The following is a 16,191-nucleotide window of genomic DNA, read 5'->3' on the forward strand; positions in this document are numbered from 1 at the left end:
ACCCTCGAGGGGCTTTCACCCCTGCCGGTTTTCAAGACCGGTGCAATCGACCACTCTGCCACCTCTCCGAGGTTGGGCATTGTCTGGCAAGGGGGCCGGGCTGGCAACCGGGGTGGTTCTGCGTGGCCTGGCGGCCACGAGAGGGAGGGATCTGGGCCTGCGGTTTTCAATTAGCTTAAAGGGCAGTGCTCGCGGGGTATCAGAGTCATGTGGCGGGCCGTTACCAATTCGCTGGGAGGCCAATAGGCGGCCTTGGAATGCTTGACGCAGGCCCGGTGTGGCCCTAATCTTGTGCCCGTTCTGGGCGGTTAGCTCAGCGGTAGAGCACTGCCTTCACACGGCAGGGGTCACTAGTTCGAACCTAGTACCGCCCACCAGCATTATCAAAGGGTTAGGTCCAGCGGGCCTAGCCCTTTTTTGTTGGGGGTGCGGCTGCCCGCGCACGGTCAAGCAGCAGGTGCTTCTCCGCTTCATTGGCAGAGCGCTCGGCAGCCCGCCGGAACGCCGCTGCCGCGGCCTCGCGTTCGCCGCAGCGTTCCAGGAGATCTCCGCGTACGGCGTGCAAAGGCACATAGCTGGACAGTGCCCGGGCATCGATGTCGGTGTCGAGCGCCGCCAGTACCTGTGCCGGGTCGTCGTACTGGGCGGCGGCCTGGGCCTGATGGATGCGTGCGGCCGGCGATCCCGTGGTCGTGAACAGCGTTGCGTAGTGAGCGGCGATCTGTGGCCAGTCGGTGTCGGAAAAACTGGGCGCTGTCGCATGGCAGGCGGCGATGGCAGCCTGAAGGCGAAACGGGCTCGGCCCGGCGTTCTGATCTCGGGCGAGCCTGTTGGCACGGGACAGGGCGATCAGGCCACGGCGGATGCCGCCGCGATCCCACGTGCCGCGATCTTGGTCCTTCAGCAGCACTGGGTTGCCTTGCGCATCCATGCGCGCGGCCAGGCGCGCGCCGTGCAGTTCGATCAGGCCGAGCAGTGCCTGGGTCTCGATGTCCTCGGGGATGGCCTGTGCGAGCACGCGGGCCATGCGCATTGCCTCATGACAGAACTCCCCGTGCGTCCAGGCGTCGCCCTGGCTGGCTACATGGCCTTCGGTGAACAGCCGGTAGATCACTTCGTGCACGGATCCCAGGCGTTCCCGGCATTCGGACGGCGATGGCGTTTCGAACCGGACGTTGGCCTGGGCGAGTTTGCGTTTGCCGCGGACGAGGCGCTGCGCGATGGTGGTCTCGGAGACCAGAAAGGCACGGGCGAGGGCGGTGTTGTCGAGTCCGGCGAGGGTGCGCAGAGCGAGTGCGCAGCGGGTGTCGGGGGGGAGGACCGGGTGGCAGGCGATGAACAGCAGGGCGAGCGTGTCGTGACGGACATCGTCGCTCCATTGGGGCGTCGACGCCCCCAGGTGGCAGCATGCGATCTCACGGCCGTAATCGGCGACCAGGGCATCGCCCCGATGTTCGCGGCGCAGGTGGTCGACCGCGCGGTTGCGCGCCGTATGAAGCAGCCACGCGCTCGGGTTTTCCGGGATTCCCTGGGTGGGCCAGTGTTTGAGGGCGGCGATCAGGGCATCTTGTGCCACGTCTTCGGCGAGGGCGTAGTCGCCGCTCCAGCGCGCCAGGGCCGCCACGATGCGGCTCGCATCCAGACGCCAGATGGACTCGATGCGGCGCTGGATGTCCCGCATCCCGGGTGCTGGATGTGCACCGGATTGGTCGCGGCCGCTCACCGTTCCACCAGTACCTCGAAGCCGCCCCAGAACATGCGCTGCAGGTCGAACGGTGGGTCCTGGTCCGGCGTTTTGTCCGGGCACGGCAGGCGCGGGTCCGCCATGACGTCGGCATTGACACGATCCCGATGCTCGCGCGATTCGAAGCGGATCCAGGAGAACACCACCGTTTCGTTATCGCGTGCCTGGACGCTGCGCGGGAACGACGTCACCTCGCCCGGCGCGACGTCATCAGCCACGCACTCGATGACTTCCAGTGCGCCGTGCTCGCGCCAGATCTGTGCGGCGAGGTCAGCCTGCTGGCGGTAGTCCTCGATCCGGTCTCGTGGAATCGGTATTACATAGCCGTCAACGTAGTTCATGGTCTGGCTCCTTTGGGGAATCGGACGGGGTATGGGCGGGTACCCGGGCGTGCGGGGCCCCGGTCGTGCGGTTGGGGACCGTTTTCCGGTCTGGACTAGCGACCATCGTATGCACCCTGCAGGGCCGCGAGATCGAGCTTCTTCATCGTGAGGATGCGCTGGGTGACCCGGCCGAGCTTGTCCGGGTCGGGATCTTTCAGCATGTGGGACAGCTGTTCGGGGACGACATGCCAGGAGACCCCGTAGGGGTCCTTGAGCCAGCCGCATTGCTCGGCCTCCGGAACGGCCGAAAGGGATGCCCAGCTCTGGTCGATCTCCTGCTGGTCGGCGCAGTTCACGACGAACGATATGGCCTCGTTGAAGCCGAAATCGTGCTCCTGCGCGCTGTCCATGGCGGCGAACCATTGGCCTTCCAGCATGAAGTCGGTGAACATCACCGTTCCTTCGCGGTCGGGTTCCATGTTGCTGGGGTAGCGGACGAGCTGCCCGCGCTGCGAATGGCGAAACGTCGACAGGTAGAAATCGGATGCCTCTTCCGCCTTGCCGCAGACGTTTCCGACAAACAGTAGCGACGGAACGATCGGCGGGCGTCCTTCCCCTTGCGGATCGGTAAGGATCAGCTGCCATGACAGCCCGAACCGGTCCTGAATCCAGCCGAAGCGCTCGCTGAATGGATAGCGGTCCAGTGGCATGAGTACCTGGCCGCCGCGGGCAAGCTTCGCCCAGATCTCGTCGATCCGTGCTCTGGCGTCGGGATCACGCGAAGGGTCGAAATTGACCATGAACGAGATCGACGGGTTGAACCGGAACATCGAGCCCGCGTTGATCGCCATGAACGCATGACCCCATAGAACGAACGACACGACGTCGCAGTCGCCCCCGGGTGTGTCATGTAGCGTGGTCAGGTATGTGATGCTCGAGTCGGGAAAGACCGAGCAATAAAAGTCCACCGCCTCCCGGGCCTCGTTGTCGAACATGAGGTGGGGAACAATGATCTGGGGTATGTGGCTCATGGCGTCTCGTCTCCTGGTTCGGAGCGCTTGATCCCGAAGACCCCCGTGTTGGGAACGTCGGTGTGCCCCGGGTTGGTGTCCGGGTGCGATGGGGGTGCATTACGGGGATTGTTCAGGGGCAAGTCGAAGTGGAGCACGTCCTCGCGCTGGCCCAGGCCGGCGTAGAGCGCTATCGCGGCGTTGTCGGTGCGATCGGCCTGGACGAATACCACCCAGGCACCCAGCTCGGTGGCGATGGCCTGGGTGTGGCGGATCAGGGCTGTGGCAATGCCGCGCCGGCGGAAGTCGTCGGCCACGGCGAGGTCATAGATGTAGACCTCGCTGCGGGTCTGTTCGAGCTTGTCCAGGACATAAGAGACCAGGCCGCCGACCACCCGGCCTTCCGTTTCGGCGATCAGGGCGATGAACGTTTCTCGAGCCAGCAAGCGCTCCAGGTAATCGTCGGAGGGACGTGCACACGAGTAGGTGTCCGGTTCCCCAAACACGTCCGCAAACAGGTCGAGCAGGGCGTGCGCGGCTCCCCGATCCGCCGGACCAAGGCGCCGGATCTTGAGCAAGGACCGCTCGTTCTGCGGGGGTGCCAGGTCAGCCGCCATCAGGAATCTCGGGTTCGACGAGGTAGGCGAGCAGGGTCAGCGATTCCTGCCAGCCGAGAACACAGAGCTCCGGTGGGATGGCCTCCGGCAGACCATCCTGAAGAATATCCAGTGCGGTGCCGCAGGAGACTGGATCCAGCGTTACCGTGAGCGTCATCTCGCCGCTGAGCGCGGGATCGTCGAAGCGGTCGCTGACGACAATTCGACGGCCCGGGTCCAGTTCGCGGTACTCGCCGCTGAAATTGTGGTGAGTCCCCGTGGCAAAGTTGATGAAGCTCATCCGGTAGCCGCCGCCTACGCGAGCATCCATCTCTTGGATGCGCGCGGTAAAGCCGTACGGCGCATTCCATTTGGCGATTGCGTCGGGTTCCAGGAATGCGCGATAGACGCGCTCCGGCGGCGCGCGCAGGACGCGGTGCAGGTGGACTTTGCGGTCAGTGGACATGGCTGATGGCCTCCGAGGTCGAACGATAGTGGGAGGGGGCGCGTGATGCCGTCAGCGTTGGTGACAGGGGGCACATTCGCGTACCTCGACCGTTGCAAAACGCGCGGCGGGGCAGCGTGTGGCCCATTCCACGGCCTCGTCGCGGTCGGCGCAGTCGATCAGGAAGAATCCGCCGATCATCTCCCGTGACTCGATGAACGGGCCGTCGATGAAACGGGTTTTCCCTTCGTCGGATCGGATGCGGACGCCGTGGCGGTCGGGTCGGAGGGATTCGCTGGCAAGTAACTGGCCACGCGCGTCGAGCTCGGCGCCAAAGGCGAGCATTTCCGCGTAAAGCGCCTGCCCTTCGGCATCGCTGCGGGCATCGCGGTCGCCGTGATCTTCGAGGATGAGCAACAGAAAGTTCATCGTGGGCACCCTTATCGCATGGAGTGGAGGCCGAATCGATTGCCGTCCGGATCGCGTGCGAGGACGCAGAATCCGTAGTCGCCAATCGACTCCTTGGGGCTTTCGATCGAACCACCGGCGGTCGCGACGCGTTCTGCCTCGATCCCGCAGTCGTCGCAGCCGAAATAGACCATGCAGCCGCCGGAACCGACCGGGTTGTCGGGACCCTGTACCAGCGCGCCAGCACACCCAGGCTGGTCTTCCTCCATCGGAAACATCGAGATCTCCGTGCTGGGGGCGAATGCGCTGGTATCGGCTTGTGTGAGCGACATGTCCAGGACGGCTTCGTAGAACGCACGGGCACGGCCGATATCTTCGGTGGGAATTTCGAACCAGACGACGGGATTGGCGGCCATGGCGGTATCTCCTCTGGCGGGATCAAACAAACGGGCGCGGTGCAGCGGGCCCTTTGAACTGTAGACGAACGGGAATCGGGAAAATCGACAAGGTTGGTCAAACCAGTCGAAAGGATCGGGAAGGGGCAGCGATCGATCGGGGTGATGCCAGTGCGAGCGGCTGTACCGTAGACCGATCACGCGGGGTCAGACGTGCGAAAGGGGCCACTTGGGCCCCTTTGCTTTGATCTGGCGGAGAGGGAGGGATTACGGCGACGCTGTCGCCGCCCTGCGGGCCGCCTCCGGTGCGCTGCGGCGTTCCGATGTCGCGATGCGCCATCGGTTGAACCATCGTTTCTGATTCCTCGGGTTCGAATCCCGAAACCTGAGGGGCCAAGACGTGCGAAAGGGGCCACTCGGGCCCCTTTGCTTGAATTTGGCGGAGAGGGAGGGATTACTCGGCACGAGGTGCCTCGCCCTTCGGGTCGTCACCTGCGGTGACGTTCTGGCATCGCTGCGCGCTGCCAGTCGAACCATCGTTTTCGATTCCTCGGGTTCGAATCCTGAAACCTAAGGGGCCAGACATGCGAAAGGGGCCACTTGGGCCCCTTTGCTTTGATCTGGCGGAGAGGGAGGGATTCGAACCCTCGGTACTCGCGAGAGTACAACGGTTTTCGAGACCGCCCCGTTCGACCGCTCCGGCACCTCTCCGTACTTGCTGAACCGGGCGGGGTCGAGCCGCCACGGCGGAGCGAATCCTAGCAGATTCGGCCGGGCGAGCGGTAGCGGCCGCCGGGGATGCCTATGGCATCAGGCGGGTGATCTCCCACTCGCTCCCTACGCGATGGTACTGGAACCGGTCGTGCAGGCGATTGGCGCGCCCCTGCCAGAACTCGAACAGCTCCGGTTGCAGGCGATAGCCGATCCAGGCGGGGTCGCGCGGGATGTCGCCATCCGGATACTGCTGTTCCAGCGCGCGTACGCGCTGTTCCAGTTCGTCGCGGTTCGCGACCGGGTGGCTCTGGGTGGAGGCGGCGGCGGCGAGCTGGCTGCCGCGTGGACGCTGGTGAAAATACTCGTCGGCGAGATCGGCGGGCAGGGCGGCGACGGGCCCCTCGACGCGGATCTGGCGTTCGGTCTCCGGCCAGTAGAACAGGAGCGCGGCGCGCGGGTTCTCGTTAAGGTCCTGGCCCTTGCGACTGCGCGAGTCGGTGTACCACGCAAGTCCGTCGGCATCCACATGCTTCAGAAGGACCGTGCGCGCGGATGGCTGGCCATCGGCATCGGCGGTGGCGAGGATCATGGCGGTCGGGTCGGGGTTGCCGGCCTCGCGGGCGGCCTCCAGCCAGTCGTTGAGCAGGCCGAGCGGGTTGGCCTGAAGGTCGCTGCGACGCAGTTCCGCGCGGGTGTAGTCGCGGCGGGTGTGGCGGTGGTCGGCGGTCGTCATGAGGGGCCTCGTGCTTGAGCGAGAGGCGCCCATCATACGGCGGCGCGCCGGATTCGGAAATTTGTCGCGGTTTCGCTGTCACACTGGGGGACGATCACAGAACGCAAGGAGCATCCGATGGCCGAGCCGATTATCGCCGCAGTGGAACCCCGGGGTGTGGAGCTGAAAAAGGGCGAGGAGTACGCCTTCTGCCGCTGCGGGCGTTCGCAGGATCAGCCGTTCTGCGACGGTTCGCACCAAGGGACGGGCATCGAGCCTCTGGTATTCACCGCACAAGAGGATGGCGAGGCCTACCTGTGTCAGTGCAAGCAGTCCGGGAACCTGCCGTACTGTGACGGGACCCATGCGCAGTTCGAGGCCGATGCAGTCGGCGGGCCGGCGAGTGCCGCGGATGCTGACACCGAGGGCGAAGCACGTGACGCCGAGCCCGGGGATCGGGCGCCGAGCCCGCGCAACAGTGAGACTGAGCCGCATGTCGAGTGGATCCACGCGCTGGCGCGGGATGGACTGGAGGGTGTGGGACGACACGGGACCACGGTCGCCATGGGGGTCCCGCGGGACCGGCTGCCGAGCTGGGACGGGATGCAGTTGCTGGCGGCACAACTGGCCACGCGGCCGCTGGACGAGGGGGCCGAGGTCGGGACATCGCTGGTGATCGGGCCCGAGGCGAAGCGGCCGCTGGAGTTGAAGATCCCGTTGCTGGTGTCCGACATGAGCTTTGGCGCGTTGTCGCGGGAGGCGAAGATCGCCCTGGCGCGCGGGGCCGAGCGCGCAGGGACGGGCATCTGCTCTGGCGAGGGCGGCATGCTGGATGCGGAGCAGGCGGAGAATTCCCGCTACTTGTTCGAGCTGGGTCCCGCCGGGTTTGGCTACTCCGACGCGGTACTGGACAAGGTCCAGGCGTTTCACTTCAAGGCCGGCCAGGCGGCGAAGACCGGTGTTGGGGGTGTCCTGCCGGGGAGCAAGGTGAGCGACGAGATCGCGAGGGTGCGCGGGATCGAGGCCGGCCAGGATGCCCATTCACCCGCGGCGAGCGCGGACCTGCAGACGCCGGCCGATTTCCGTCGCTTTGCCGACGCGGTGCGCGAGAAGACCGGCGGCGTGCCGGTGGGCTTCAAGCTCTCGGCCAACCATATCGAGGCGGACCTGGCGTTTGCCCTGGAGGCCGGGGCCGATTACCTGATCCTCGACGGCCGCGGAGGTGGCACGGGCGCGGCACCGGCCCTGCTGCGCGACCACATCAGCGTGCCCACCATCCCGGCGCTGGCCCGCGCGCGTCGATTCCTGGACGCGAACGGGGTCTCCGGTCGCGTGACGCTGCTGGTGACGGGCGGCTTGCGCACCCCGGCGGACTTCGTGAAGGCCCTCGCGCTGGGGGCCGACGGTATCGCCCTGGCCAATTCGGCGATTCAGGCGGTGGGCTGCGTGGGCGCGCGGATGTGTCACACCAATCAGTGCCCCAGCGGCGTGGCCACGCAGGATCCCGCCCTGCGCGCCCGGCTGGATCCGCAGGAAGGAGCGGAACGTCTGGGTCGGTTTCTGGAGGGCTCCACGGAGTTGATGAAGGTGCTGGCGCGGGCCTGCGGGCATGCCAGCCTGGAGGACTTCGGGCCCAATGACCTGACCACGTTCGATCGCGACCTGGCGCGGCTGGCCGGTATCCAGTACGCGGGTGTGCTCGAAGGCAGTTGACCGTCGATTGGGCGGGCCCGGGCTTGATCTGGATCAGCACCCGCCGGAGCAATCCCGTTACACTCGCGCATTTTCGGGACTGGGGGATCTGGATGAGCTACTCCGATGTGCACCAGAGCTACGGCCGTTGCCGGCGGGCCGGCAACTTCGTGGACCGCTTCTATGAACGCTTTCTCGCGGCGGACGAGCGGGTGGCGCAGGCCTTTACGACCACGAACTGGTCGCAGCAGAAGCGGGCCCTGGGGCAGGCGGTCTCCACCGCGATCAGCTACGCGGAGGGCGAGAGCTTCGTGGCACCGACCATGGAAAAGATGGCCGAGGTGCACAGCCGCCATGGCCGGGTGCCGGTTGCGCCGGAGCTGTACGGGGTGTGGCTGGACTGCATGGTGGAGACGGCCCGCGAGGTAGACCCGCGCTGGGACGAATCCCTCGCGCAGCGCTGGCGCGGGGCGCTGAGCCCGGCCATCGACCTGTTCATTGAACGCTACTGACGCCAGGCGCGTACCCGGCGGGGACTGAAGGACGAAGCCCCGCCCGTGGGCATGCCCTGTTGATCTCGCTGCGCCCGGGGCGTGTAATGCGCGGATTTCCCGTTGCCGGCGCCCGCCGGAAGAAGCCTGGTGATGTCCGCAGCCCCCGAGACCCTGTTTGCCCGCAAGCCCTACTGGGCCAAGCGCTTTGGCACGGCACCGTTCTTGCCGACCACGCGCGAGGAGATGGACGCGCTCGGTTGGGACAGCTGTGACATCGTGCTGGTCACCGGCGACGCCTACGTCGATCACCCGAGCTTCGGTATGGCGATCATCGGGCGGCTGCTGGAGGCGCAGGGGTTCCGGGTCGGCATTCTCGCGCAGCCGGACTGGACGTCGGCCGAGCCCTTCCGCGCCCTGGGGCGGCCCAACCTGTTCTTTGGCGTGACCGCCGGGAACATGGACTCGATGGTCAATCACTACACCGCGGAGCGGAAGGTCCGCTCCAATGACGCCTACACCCCGGGGGACGTGCACGGCAAGCGCCCCGACCGGGCGGTGATCGTCTACGCCCAGCGGGTCCGCGAGGCGTACAAGGATGTGCCGGTGGTGGCCGGCGGTATCGAGGCCAGCCTGCGCCGGATCGCGCATTACGACTACTGGCAGGACAAGGTGCGCCGCTCCGTGCTGCTGGATTCGCGCGCGGACATCCTGCTGTTCGGCAATGCCGAGCGGGCCCTGGTGGAGCTGGCGCATCGCGTGGCCGCGGGCGAGCACCCGCGCGAGATCACGGATCTGCGGGGCACGGCCTTCCTGCGGGATGCGGTCCCCGCCGGCTTTGTCGAACTGGACTCCAGCGAGGTCGATACGCCGGGGCCGGTGGATGCCAACCCCGACCCCTACGCGATGGTCTCGACGGCAACCTGTGCCGATGCCGAAGGGCAGGACAGCTCGGCGGTACAGGGCGAGCCGGGCACAAAGGTCGTGCGCTTTCAGCGGCAGATCCCGCGGGGCACGCCGCGCGACCAGACGGTGATCCGCATCCCTGCGTTTGAGCAGGTGAAGGGGGATGCGGTGCTGTATGCCCATGCCTCGCGGGTACTGCATCTGGAGACTAATCCGGGCAACGCGCGGGCGATCGTGCAGCGCCATGGCGACAAGGAGGTCTGGCTCAACCCGCCGCCGATCCCGCTTTCCACCCCCGAGATGGACGCGGTGTTCGACCTGCCCTATGCCCGCGCCCCGCACCCGGCATACGGTGATGCCCGCATCCCGGCCTGGGAGATGATCCGCTTCTCGGTGAACATCATGCGCGGGTGCTTTGGTGGCTGTACCTTCTGTTCGATCACCGAACACGAGGGGCGGATCATCCAGAGCCGCTCGGAGGACAGCGTGCTGCGCGAGATCGAGGAGATCCGCGACAAGGTGGACGGGTTCACGGGTGTGATCTCGGACCTGGGCGGGCCGACGGCCAACATGTACCGCCTGGCCTGCAAGGACCCGAAGATCGAGCAGAGCTGCCGGCGGCTGTCCTGTGTGTACCCGGGTATCTGCAGTAACCTGGATACCGATCACGCCCCGCTCATCCGTCTCTACCGCAAGGCGCGCGCGCTACCGGGGATCAAGAAGATCCTGATCGCCTCGGGGCTGCGCTATGACCTGGCGATCGAGTCCCCGGAGTACGTGAAGGAGCTGGTCACCCACCATGTGGGTGGTTACCTGAAGATCGCGCCGGAACATACGGAAAAGGGCCCATTATCCCGGATGATGAAGCCGGGCATGGGCACCTATGACCGGTTCAAGGCCATGTTCGAGAAATACTCGAAAGCGGCAGGGAAGGAGCAGTACCTGATCCCGTATTTCATTGCCGCGCACCCGGGGACCACCGATCAGGACATGCTGCAACTGGCGCTCTGGCTCAAGCGCAATGGTTTTCGCGCCGACCAGGTGCAGGCGTTCCTGCCCAGCCCGATGGCTCTCGCCACGGCTATGTGGCACTCGGGCCGGGATCCGTTGCGTGGCATCCGCCGCAAGGCGAGCGAACGCGTGCCGGTCGCCCGGGGCTTCCGCGCCCGCCGCCTGCACAAGGCCTTTCTGCGCTACCACGACCCGAACAACTGGCCGCTGCTGCGCGATGCCCTGCAGCGCATGGGGAGGGCCGATCTGATCGGGAACGGGAAGCACCATCTGGTGCCGACCTGGCAGCCGGCCGGGACGGGGCAGGGCGCGGCGCGCCCATCCACGGGCGGGCGGATGACCCGCGGCGGGAAGGCTCTGAAAAAGCGTGGCCAGACCTTCCAGACCCAGCACAACGGGGTGGAGGCCGCGGCCCGTCCGGGGGCGAAACCAAAGGCCGGGGCCGCGTCGGCGGGCAAGGCGGGCGGCCGTTCGCCGGCGCCCCACGGTGGCAAGCCGCGGGCTGGTGCCGGGAAGCTCCGCAAGAAGGGGCGCCCGGCCGGCAAGCGGCCGCGCGCCTGACGGCGCAGTGGCTCAGGCCGACGCGTCGGGCGTCGGTACCTGGCCTTCCAGGCTGAGGTTCAGGCCAGTGGTGGTGCGGTCGCCGGGGTCCAGGAAGTACAGGTAGGGGCCCACCACCGCCTCGGGTTCGGGCAGCAGTTCCGCGTTCTCACCCGGATAGTGGCCGGCCCGGAAACGGGTGCGCACGGGACCGGTGTCCACGCCATTGACGTGGATGAAGCGCGGCTCGTTGCGATGCTCATGGGACAGGATGTCGATCAGGGCGTCCTGCGCTGCCTTGGCCATCCCGAAGGCCCCCCAGAAGGCTTTGCGCGCGTTCTGGGTGGAGACCACCAGGCTTCCGGTCGGGCTGGCCTCCAGCAGGGGCAGCACAGCCTGGGTCAGGAAAAACGGGCCGTGCAGGTTGCTGTTGATGACCTTGAACCACAGCTCCGGGTCGTAGTTCTTCATCGGCATCAGGGCCCCGGCCCAGCCGGCGTTCAGCACCAGGCCGTCGAGGCGACCCAGCGAGTCACGGATGTTCTCCGCCAGGTCGCCGTAATCCTTGACCGTAGCCCCCTCGAGATTCAGCGGGTAGATCGCGGGCTGGGGCTGGCCGGCCTGTTCGATCCGGTCGTAGACCGCCTCCAGGCCCTTCAGGTCCTTGTCCAGCAGGACCACCGTGGCGCCGGCGGCGGCGCAGGCCTCGGCGACTGCCCGGCCGATGCCGTCGGCGGCGCCGGTGACGAGGATCACGCGCTGGTCAAAGGCGCCCGGTTCGGGACGGTAGGCGAGGAGGCGAGGGATATCGAGGTCGGTCAAGGATGGTCCTCCAGGAACAGGTGCGCCGATTCTAGTCCAGATTGTATGGCCGCTTCGAGCGTCGACGGCAGTGCGTGGGTCAGGTAATCCCCTGACAGGTAGCAGTCGGGCCAGGGCGTGCGGGGCGGTGGACGGTGCCGATCCAGATCGACCCTGGCGTCCACCGTCGCGCGGCGCTCGCAGACGCAGTGACCGGCTGCGGGCTCCCCCAGCTCGGGAAAGGTCCGTGCCAGCGAGCGGGCGACGGTGCGCCATCGGGCATCCGCCGTCAACGGTTCGAGGTCGTCGGCGGCCGAGATCACGACAGCCAGCCAGTGCGGGGCGCCCGCGACGTGCCGGGGGATCAGCCACTGGCCATGCTGGCCGAGCAGCCCCTGGAGAGGGGGCCGGTCCGTCAACCGCCGCGGGTAGCGCAGGTAGACGGTGCAGATGCTGCGTGCGCCCATGGCCTTGAGCCCCTGATGCGTGGCGCCCCATCGAGCGTCCGCTGGCAACAGGCTGGCGGTGGCGGTGGGCGTGGTGGCCAGGATCAGCGCGCGGGCGTTGCTGGTGTCGCCCTGGCGATCGTGCAGTCGATAAGGGGCATCCGGGCGTGTCGCGTCGCGCTGGATCATCGTGATGCGGCGGCCAAGGTCCACGCGCGCACCCCGGGCCCGAAGCTCGCGGATGGCGGCGTCGGGGAACACCTCGCCCAGGGGCCGCGCAGGGATCAGCAGGCGGGCGGCCTCCGGCCCGTGATTCAGGGCCCGTCGCAGCACGTTCTGGAAGATCCGCGCGGAGGCCAGGCGGGTCGGAGTGTTCATCACCGCCAGGCACAGGGGGTCCCACAGCCGCTCGATCAGGGCTTCCGGCTGGTGGCGGCGCTGCAGCCAGTCGAGTACCGGCAGGTCGTGTCGCAGGGGACGGTGCAGCAGGGCCGCTGCGCCGAACAGGGCGCGCAGCCGGATGCCGGTGGCGTGGCCGGGGAGGGAGCGATAGAGGGCCGTGGCCAGGGCCGGCAGCCGGGGCGAGCGGGGCTCGAGCGCGAAGGCCGGGGATGCTGGCCGGCGGTCGGGGTCGAACAATCGCAGGCCGAACGGCACGGCGTGAAAGGCCGAGTCGGGGTCGATACCGACCGCGCGGATCTGTTCCAGGGTCTGCTGGCAGGCCCCCACGAGGATGTGCTGGCCGTTGTCCAGTGGGGTGTGGTCCAGCTCGAGGCTGCGGGCGCGCCCGCCGGGGATCCGGCCGGCCTCGATCAGGTGTACGGGCTGTCCGGCGCGAGCCAGGGCAAGGGCTGCGGTCAGGCCGGCCCAGCCCGCGCCGACCACGGCGACAGGGTTCGCGGGAGGGCTGGAGGCCATGGCGTCAGGCCGCGCGGCGGCGATGCTCGCGTTTCAGGCGCCGGGCGGTGCGCCAGGCGATCCACAGCTTGCGGATCGGGGTCAGGCGTACGCGGTGTTCCAGAACACGGAAGCCGTCGTCCTCGATCTCGTCCAGCAGGGTGCGGTAGATCGCCGCCATGATCAGGCCCGGGCGCTGGGGATAGCGGTCGGCAGCGGGGAGGTGTTCCTCGGCACTGTCGTAGTAGCGCCGCGCCCGTTCGGCCTGTTCCGCGAACAGGGCGCGATGACGGTCATCGGTGATGTTGACCTGGAACTCCTCGGGTTTGACCCCGTGCTTGCGCAGCTCATCGAGCGGGATATAGACGCGGCCGCGCATGGCGTCCTCGTGGACGTCGCGCAGGATGTTGGTGAGCTGCAGGGCCATGCCGAGGTCGTGGGCGTACTTCAGGGTACGCCGGTCGCTGTAGCCGAAGATGTGGGCGGACAGGATGCCGACCACGCTGGCGGCGCGATAGCAGTACAGCGACAGGGTGGTGAAATCCGGGTAGCTGTCGTAGTCGAGATCCATCTGCATGCCGTCGATGATCTCGTCGAAATATTCGCGGCCCAGGTCGAAGGCGGCGATGTGGGGCTGCAGTGCCTGGGAGATGGGATGACGGGGTTCGCCCGCGAACAGGCGTTCGATCTCCTGGCGCCACCAGTCCAGCTTGGTCCGGGCGACGCTCTCCTCGCGGACCTCGTCGACGATGTCGTCCACTTCCCGGCAGAAGGCGTACAGCGCTGTGATGGCGCGGCGCCGGTCGGGCTCCAGAAAGCGAAAGGCGTAGTAGAAGCTGGAGCCGCTCTGTGCGGCCTTCTCCTCGCAATACTCGTCGGGGGACATGCGCTCTCGCGTGGCGGGTGTCGAACAGGGACGGGAAGGCTAGCACAGGCAGTGCGCGAGGCGGGAGATTGCCCCCGAAGGCGGATTGTTGACCTGTATCAAGCCCTCTACCGGGTCGTGGTCGTAGCCTGTGGCGATCCGATGCCGAAAATGGGCGGTACACGCTCGAGGGGGACCCGATGGAGCAGCGCCTGGTATTTGATCCGGAGATCCTGCGTCGCTATGACGTGAGCGGACCTCGCTACACGTCGTATCCCACGGCACCCCAGTTCCACGAGGGTTTCGACGACCGCGCGTATGCCGACGCGGCGCAGGCCACGAACGGGGCGGATCCGGCGCGTCCGCTGTCGCTGTACGTGCATATCCCATTCTGCGACACGGTCTGCTTCTATTGCGCCTGCAACAAGGTCATTACCGGCAACTACCAGCGGGCACAGCGCTATCTCGCGTATCTCGAACGCGAGGCCGAGCTGCAGGGCGAGCTGTTTGATGCGGAGCGCACGGTGGGGCAGTTGCACTTCGGCGGGGGCACGCCGACCTATCTCGGGGACGAGGATCTGCGCCTGGTGATGGCATTGCTCGGGCGCCACTTCCGCCTCGACGACAGTGCCGCGCGCGAATTCTCCATCGAGATCGACCCGCGCGCGGTGCGACCCGGGACGATACCGCTGCTGGGCGAACTGGGGTTCAACCGCATCAGCCTCGGGGTGCAGGACTTCGATCCGGATGTGCAGCGGGCGGTCAACCGCATCCAGCCCTTCGAGGTCACCGCGCGCGCCGTCGAGCAGGCCCGGGCCCATGGGTTCGAGTCCACCAACTTCGACCTGATCTACGGGCTTCCGCTGCAGACGGTGGAGACCTACACCCGCACCCTGGAACGTGCCCTCGAACTGCGCCCCGAACGCCTGGCGATCTACAACTACGCCCACCTGCCGCAGATGTTCAAGACGCAGCGCCAGATTCGCGAGGCGGACCTGCCCGATGCGGCCGAGAAGCTCGCGATCCTGGAGACGACCATCGAGCGGCTGACCGCGGCGGGCTACGTCTACATCGGGATGGATCACTTTGCCTTGCCGGACGACGAGCTGGCCGAGGCACAGCGAGCCGGGACGCTGCAGCGCAACTTCCAGGGCTATTCCACCCGTGCGGAGTATGACCTTGTGGCGCTGGGTCCCACGGCCATCGGGAAGGTCGGCGCGACCTACAGCCAGAACCTGCGCGAGCTGGATGCCTACTACGCCCCCCTGGATGCGGGCCGCCTCCCGGTCTTTCGGGGCCTGGAGCTGAGTGCCGACGACCGCCTGCGGCGCGACGTGATCAGCGAGCTGATGTGCCACTCGCGGATCGACTTTGCCGCGATCGAGGCGCGCCACGGGATCGTGTTCGGCGAGGTCTTCGCGGACGCACTGGGGCGTCTGGAGGGTATGCAGGCCGACGGTTTGGTGCGCATCGAGGCAGGGCGGCTGGATGTGCTGCCACGCGGCCGCCTGCTCCTGCGCAATGTGGCCATGGCCTTCGACGCCTATCTGGGCACCGAAGGTCAGCCGCGTTACAGCAAAGTGGTGTGACGGACTTGACGGCGATGCGGGGTCGCCGAAAGACTTGAGGGAGCACGACCGCCAACAAGGATGTTGCGGAGAAGACGACACGCTATTTCGAAGCCGTAAGGGCAAGACCCGATCGGCGTATGATCCGGGACGAATGGATCGTTCAGGCGATCGACGAGCCGCTGTACGAAGAAGTGCAGGGCGATGAACGGATCCGCCGATGGGCTTTGATAGACGAGGCAGAAGGACGCTATCTCCGTGTCGTGCTGTTGGCGGACGGGGAAACCGTTCACAACGCTTTTTTTGATCGAGGGTTCAGACGACCTGATTAGCGACGAGAGTCAGCCAGGCTCACAGGGTGAGCCACCCCCGGGCGTACGCTGAGGCTACACAGCGAGCGGAGGGTGCCACCATGGCGCAGAATCGGATTCAGTTTCAGCCGGGGATGTCGTTGCCGGCATTCATCGCCCAGTACGGCACCGAGGCCCAGTGCGAGGCGGCGCTGGAGCGGGCCCGATGGCCGGACGGCTTCCGCTGCCCGCGTTGCGGGTGCCAAGCCCACTGCGTCCTGCACGGCAGCCCGCGCAAGATGTTTCAGTGCAGCGCCTGTCGGCATCAGGCCTCGCT

16 protein-coding genes, 2 tRNA genes, 1 other RNA gene and 1 pseudogene are annotated in these 16,191 nt (G+C 66.9%); 7 read left to right on the top strand and 13 right to left on the bottom strand.

The window, feature by feature from the left end:
- Positions 1–302: 302 nt before the first annotated feature.
- Positions 303–377, top strand: a tRNA-Val gene (locus D106_RS0113005).
- Positions 378–406: 29 nt separating this feature from the next.
- Here D106_RS0113005 and D106_RS0113010 read toward each other — a convergent pair.
- The 10 genes and pseudogenes from D106_RS0113010 to pdxH all read right to left on the bottom strand — a co-directional run bounded on the left by D106_RS0113010 (position 407) and on the right by pdxH (position 6,368).
- Entirely contained in the window at positions 407–1,681 is a 1,275-nt protein-coding gene (locus D106_RS0113010) for an RNA polymerase sigma factor (protein WP_018880314.1), read from the bottom strand.
- A gap of 38 nt (positions 1,682–1,719) precedes the next feature.
- Complete coding sequence (locus tag D106_RS0113015; RefSeq protein WP_012982914.1) at positions 1,720–2,085, bottom strand: DUF1428 domain-containing protein; 366 nt, start codon at positions 2,083–2,085, stop codon at positions 1,720–1,722.
- Positions 2,086–2,180: 95 nt separating this feature from the next.
- A complete protein-coding gene (locus tag D106_RS0113020) occupies positions 2,181–3,098 on the bottom strand; it encodes a VOC family protein (RefSeq protein ID WP_026280682.1) in 918 nt (305 codons plus the stop codon).
- 119 nt (positions 3,099–3,217) lie between these two features.
- Positions 3,218–3,694, bottom strand: a pseudogene (locus D106_RS0113025) (AAC(3)-I family aminoglycoside N-acetyltransferase); the annotation flags it as partial.
- Entirely contained in the window at positions 3,684–4,139 is a 456-nt protein-coding gene (locus D106_RS0113030) for an SRPBCC family protein (RefSeq protein WP_018880317.1), read from the bottom strand. The pseudogene D106_RS0113025 and the gene D106_RS0113030, both read right to left, overlap by 11 nt.
- A 51-nt stretch (positions 4,140–4,190) precedes the next feature.
- On the bottom strand, positions 4,191–4,547 hold the full coding sequence (locus D106_RS0113035; protein ID WP_017926263.1) for a YciI family protein: 357 nt from the start codon (positions 4,545–4,547) through the stop codon (positions 4,191–4,193).
- An 11-nt stretch (positions 4,548–4,558) separates the two neighbouring features.
- A complete protein-coding gene (locus D106_RS0113040) occupies positions 4,559–4,942 on the bottom strand; it encodes a VOC family protein (protein WP_018880318.1) in 384 nt (127 codons plus the stop codon).
- Positions 4,943–5,358: 416 nt separating this feature from the next.
- Positions 5,359–5,489, bottom strand: a non-coding RNA gene (locus tag D106_RS14945) — RtT sRNA.
- 53 nt (positions 5,490–5,542) lie between these two features.
- Positions 5,543–5,632: transfer RNA gene (locus D106_RS0113045), tRNA-Ser, on the bottom strand.
- 91 nt (positions 5,633–5,723) lie between these two features.
- Complete coding sequence (pdxH, locus tag D106_RS0113050) at positions 5,724–6,368, bottom strand: pyridoxamine 5'-phosphate oxidase (RefSeq protein WP_018880319.1); 645 nt, start codon at positions 6,366–6,368, stop codon at positions 5,724–5,726.
- Between the two features lie 117 nt (positions 6,369–6,485).
- Between pdxH and D106_RS0113055 the strand changes: the two genes are divergently transcribed.
- From D106_RS0113055 to D106_RS0113065, 3 genes are all read left to right on the top strand, one after another.
- The gene (locus tag D106_RS0113055) at positions 6,486–8,060 is read left to right on the top strand and encodes a glutamate synthase-related protein (protein ID WP_018880320.1); all 1,575 of its coding nucleotides are present in this window, start codon (positions 6,486–6,488) and stop codon (positions 8,058–8,060) included.
- Between the two features lie 92 nt (positions 8,061–8,152).
- The gene (locus D106_RS0113060; RefSeq protein WP_018875608.1) at positions 8,153–8,551 is read left to right on the top strand and encodes a globin; all 399 of its coding nucleotides are present in this window, start codon (positions 8,153–8,155) and stop codon (positions 8,549–8,551) included.
- A 132-nt stretch (positions 8,552–8,683) separates the two neighbouring features.
- Positions 8,684–11,008, top strand: a complete 2,325-nt coding sequence (locus D106_RS0113065; protein WP_018880321.1) for a YgiQ family radical SAM protein — start codon at positions 8,684–8,686, stop codon at positions 11,006–11,008.
- Positions 11,009–11,020: 12 nt separating this feature from the next.
- On the opposite strand, the gene D106_RS0113070 is transcribed toward D106_RS0113065, so the two are convergent.
- From D106_RS0113070 to hpnD, 3 genes are read right to left on the bottom strand one after another with little or no spacing between them, the layout of a single operon-like run.
- Positions 11,021–11,809, bottom strand: a complete 789-nt coding sequence (locus tag D106_RS0113070) for an SDR family NAD(P)-dependent oxidoreductase (RefSeq protein WP_018880322.1) — start codon at positions 11,807–11,809, stop codon at positions 11,021–11,023.
- Positions 11,806–13,152: a hydroxysqualene dehydroxylase HpnE gene (hpnE, locus tag D106_RS0113075; protein WP_026280683.1), complete on the bottom strand. Its 1,347-nt coding sequence runs from the start codon at positions 13,150–13,152 to the stop codon at positions 11,806–11,808. Before hpnE ends, D106_RS0113070 begins: the two co-directional genes overlap by 4 nt.
- 4 nt (positions 13,153–13,156) lie before the next feature.
- Positions 13,157–14,017: a presqualene diphosphate synthase HpnD gene (gene hpnD, locus D106_RS0113080; RefSeq protein ID WP_018880324.1), complete on the bottom strand. Its 861-nt coding sequence runs from the start codon at positions 14,015–14,017 to the stop codon at positions 13,157–13,159.
- 179 nt (positions 14,018–14,196) lie between these two features.
- Here hpnD and hemN point away from each other — a divergent pair, with 179 nt between their 5' ends.
- The 3 genes from hemN to D106_RS14950 all read left to right on the top strand — a co-directional run.
- A complete protein-coding gene (gene hemN / locus D106_RS0113085; protein ID WP_018880325.1) occupies positions 14,197–15,585 on the top strand; it encodes an oxygen-independent coproporphyrinogen III oxidase in 1,389 nt (462 codons plus the stop codon).
- A gap of 119 nt (positions 15,586–15,704) precedes the next feature.
- Positions 15,705–15,896: a hypothetical protein gene (locus D106_RS0113090; RefSeq protein WP_018880326.1), complete on the top strand. Its 192-nt coding sequence runs from the start codon at positions 15,705–15,707 to the stop codon at positions 15,894–15,896.
- A gap of 80 nt (positions 15,897–15,976) precedes the next feature.
- Positions 15,977–16,191: transposase (locus D106_RS14950; RefSeq protein WP_038045970.1), on the top strand; the 215-nt coding region annotated here is incomplete at its 3' end.

Source organism: Thioalkalivibrio sp. ALE9, from assembly GCF_000377445.1.
GTDB lineage: Bacteria > Pseudomonadota > Gammaproteobacteria > Ectothiorhodospirales > Ectothiorhodospiraceae > Thioalkalivibrio.

What these genes read in the sequence shown, in the direction of transcription:
- D106_RS0113010 (WP_018880314.1), bottom strand. Translation starts at nt 1,681, where the DNA reads ATGCGGGACATCCAGCGCCGCATCGAGTCCATCTGGCGTCTGGATGCG.
- hpnE (WP_026280683.1), bottom strand. Translation starts at nt 13,152, where the DNA reads ATGGCCTCCAGCCCTCCCGCGAACCCTGTCGCCGTGGTCGGCGCGGGC.
- D106_RS0113060 (WP_018875608.1), top strand. Translation starts at nt 8,153, where the DNA reads ATGAGCTACTCCGATGTGCACCAGAGCTACGGCCGTTGCCGGCGGGCC.
- D106_RS0113020 (WP_026280682.1), bottom strand. Translation starts at nt 3,098, where the DNA reads ATGAGCCACATACCCCAGATCATTGTTCCCCACCTCATGTTCGACAAC.
- pdxH (WP_018880319.1), bottom strand. Translation starts at nt 6,368, where the DNA reads ATGACGACCGCCGACCACCGCCACACCCGCCGCGACTACACCCGCGCG.
- D106_RS0113015 (WP_012982914.1), bottom strand. Translation starts at nt 2,085, where the DNA reads ATGAACTACGTTGACGGCTATGTAATACCGATTCCACGAGACCGGATC.
- D106_RS0113090 (WP_018880326.1), top strand. Translation starts at nt 15,705, where the DNA reads ATGATCCGGGACGAATGGATCGTTCAGGCGATCGACGAGCCGCTGTAC.
- D106_RS0113035 (WP_017926263.1), bottom strand. Translation starts at nt 4,547, where the DNA reads ATGAACTTTCTGTTGCTCATCCTCGAAGATCACGGCGACCGCGATGCC.
- D106_RS0113040 (WP_018880318.1), bottom strand. Translation starts at nt 4,942, where the DNA reads ATGGCCGCCAATCCCGTCGTCTGGTTCGAAATTCCCACCGAAGATATC.
- hemN (WP_018880325.1), top strand. Translation starts at nt 14,197, where the DNA reads ATGGAGCAGCGCCTGGTATTTGATCCGGAGATCCTGCGTCGCTATGAC.
- D106_RS0113055 (WP_018880320.1), top strand. Translation starts at nt 6,486, where the DNA reads ATGGCCGAGCCGATTATCGCCGCAGTGGAACCCCGGGGTGTGGAGCTG.
- hpnD (WP_018880324.1), bottom strand. Translation starts at nt 14,017, where the DNA reads ATGTCCCCCGACGAGTATTGCGAGGAGAAGGCCGCACAGAGCGGCTCC.
- D106_RS0113065 (WP_018880321.1), top strand. Translation starts at nt 8,684, where the DNA reads ATGTCCGCAGCCCCCGAGACCCTGTTTGCCCGCAAGCCCTACTGGGCC.
- D106_RS0113030 (WP_018880317.1), bottom strand. Translation starts at nt 4,139, where the DNA reads ATGTCCACTGACCGCAAAGTCCACCTGCACCGCGTCCTGCGCGCGCCG.